This window comes from Candidatus Accumulibacter vicinus, from assembly GCF_000584955.1.
GTDB classification, from domain to species: domain Bacteria; phylum Pseudomonadota; class Gammaproteobacteria; order Burkholderiales; family Rhodocyclaceae; genus Accumulibacter; species Accumulibacter vicinus.
In genome coordinates this window covers 6,432-8,428 of the sequence record NZ_JDSS02000006.1, presented here as the reverse complement: position 1 = coordinate 8,428, position 1,997 = coordinate 6,432, and the positions used below count along the sequence as shown (strand labels likewise).

At 66.8% G+C, this 1,997-nt stretch carries 3 protein-coding genes; 1 reads left to right on the top strand and 2 read right to left on the bottom strand.

The annotated features are described in order from the left end of the window. Nucleotides 1–28: 28 nt before the first annotated feature. Both CAPSK01_RS21330 and CAPSK01_RS00855 read right to left on the bottom strand, forming a co-directional pair. Nucleotides 29–256: a type II toxin-antitoxin system HicA family toxin gene (locus CAPSK01_RS21330; protein WP_273702890.1), complete on the bottom strand. Its 228-nt coding sequence runs from the start codon at nt 254–256 to the stop codon at nt 29–31. 62 nt (nt 257–318) lie between these two features. Continuing rightward, nucleotides 319–1,215, bottom strand: a complete 897-nt coding sequence (locus tag CAPSK01_RS00855; RefSeq protein ID WP_034921150.1) for a DUF3828 domain-containing protein — start codon at nt 1,213–1,215, stop codon at nt 319–321. A gap of 214 nt (nt 1,216–1,429) precedes the next feature. Here CAPSK01_RS00855 and CAPSK01_RS00850 point away from each other — a divergent pair. Continuing rightward, nucleotides 1,430–1,997 (top strand): hypothetical protein (locus CAPSK01_RS00850; RefSeq protein WP_034921147.1); only part of this gene is annotated, 568 nt, incomplete at its 3' end.

Genomic DNA, 1,997 nt, shown 5'->3' with positions numbered 1-1,997 from the left:
CTAACCTTATTCGTTGGGCACACCACGATTACAAGGCCGCGATGAATTCTTCGGGTGACACATCGGCCTGGCGCAAGACACCGCCAGTGTGCCCATTTTGACCTCGCTGTGCAATGGGGACGACGCAGCCTGTGGAACCACGGCGCATGATGACGTGACTTCCAGATTGGTGCAGCTTCTCGAAACCCAGCCGCTCCAACACCCGTACTACGTTAGCGCCCGAAGGGTGCCGTGTTGGACGTTGTTGTTCAAAGATCCCGATAGACCCAGTAAAGTCATGGCCGTTTGGTTCGCTTGCATGTCAACACACGCCAGGTTCTATGCCGGCTGCAGCAGCCCGCGCAGAGTGGTGCCGCCCGGGTAACGCAGGTCGTCCACCTGCCAGCGTTCACCTTGCCGCAGCAGCAGCACTTCCACCTCCCAGTGACGCGAGCCGTCGCCCAGCCGGATCGGCACGCTGGCGCGCGCGCCGTCGATGCGCGCCCGTCCCGGCAGGAAACGGTCGGGGTATTCCTGCGAATCGGTGAAGGGGTCGCCGGTGATTGGCGGCACCTCGTCGTGTGGCCGCGGCCGTTTGAAATAATCGGCGATGGCGCCGCCCAGACCAGGCGTCAGATAGGCGCGCTTGCGTGCGACCGAGGCCGGATTGAACGCCATGTCGTGGGTCATGTGGACACGCAGCAGGTTCAGCGTCGCCGCCTCGGGCGAATCCGCTTCGGCGGCGCGGGTGAGCGTCCAGACCGCGTTGTTGAGGCCGAGTAACACCTTGCCGGTTGTGATCAGGTGGTAGTCGAAGACGCCGCTGTCGCAAGTCACTTGCAGGCTCAGCACCGGCAGATGCGCGATCCCGAGCCCGCGCGCGGCCTTCTCGGCGGGCGGCGGCAGACTGCCCTGGAACAGACCCGGCGCCGGCATCAGGACGAATTCGTACCGGACCCCCGCACAGGCGAGCGGCTCTGGCGCTTCGACCCGGGTCGCGGTGAAGCGTATGGACTTGCCGGCGAGTTCTTGAGCCGTCGGCATGGGGGTCTTCGTTGGCGCCCAGGGCGCGACCACGCTCCGCTCGATGCGCCAGTTCGCCTGCGGCAGCCAGACCTCGAAAGCCCCCGCGCCGTGTTGCGTCAGGAAGAGTAACGACGCCACGAACGAGCGCTTGACACCGTGCCAGCGCCGCCCCAACTCGCGCGGTAAGGCACCGCTTCCAGCGTGCATCATTGTTACACTCCTTTCGCCATTCCCGTAGAACAGCAGATAATAACCTGATGAAGGGTTGCGGCCCCTGCCGCCATCGAGCCGACGCGCCGCCGGGACCGGGTCCGCTACCCAGGCTCCTCCCGCACGCGGGTGTTGACGGCACGGGAAAAGGGCCGGCCTGCTGACCAACATTCAACTGCACCCGAGGCACTCTTCTCGGGTCGTGGGAGACGCCATGCTGGACAAAAGCCTGTTGTTCGCAACCCTCCCCCTCCTGCTCGTGGCGGGGCTGGCGCTGGTGAAAGGCATCGCGCGGCTGATTCAGGCCTTGCGGGTCGACGAACTGGCGAATCTGCCCCTCGCCGCCGGCGGGACCGTGGACATCCGGGAAGCGGGAGAAGTGCTCCTTTCCCTGCGCGGCAGGCTGAGCAGCACCGACTTTGCCGGGGCATCCTTCGCCTTGCGCGACACCGAGGGCAAGGCGGTGCCGTCGAGCATGCTCGTGCTTCGTTCGTTGCGTACCGGCCTCGACGGCGAGGCCACGCTCTCGGTGCGGCGTTTCCAGGTGCCCGTGCCGGGCCGCTATCTGCTCGAGACCTCGGGCCTCGATCCGGAGCGGATCGCCGGCAGTAGTCGTCTGGTGCTCACCAGGCCCGGCGGCGCCCCGCTGATCCTGAGCGTGCTGTGGGTGGTGAGCGCCGCGGTCGTGTTGCTCGCCAGCCTCGTCTTCTCGGCGCTGTCGGCCTTCGCCCAAGCGACCGCGGCCGGCGTGTCGACGCCGGCCGCGGGCAGCCCGGCGCGCA

Bases quoted from the DNA above. Each gene is read 5' to 3' on its own strand.
- CAPSK01_RS00855 (WP_034921150.1), bottom strand. From the start codon at position 1,215: ATGATGCACGCTGGAAGCGGTGCCTTACCGCGCGAGTTGGGGCGGCGC.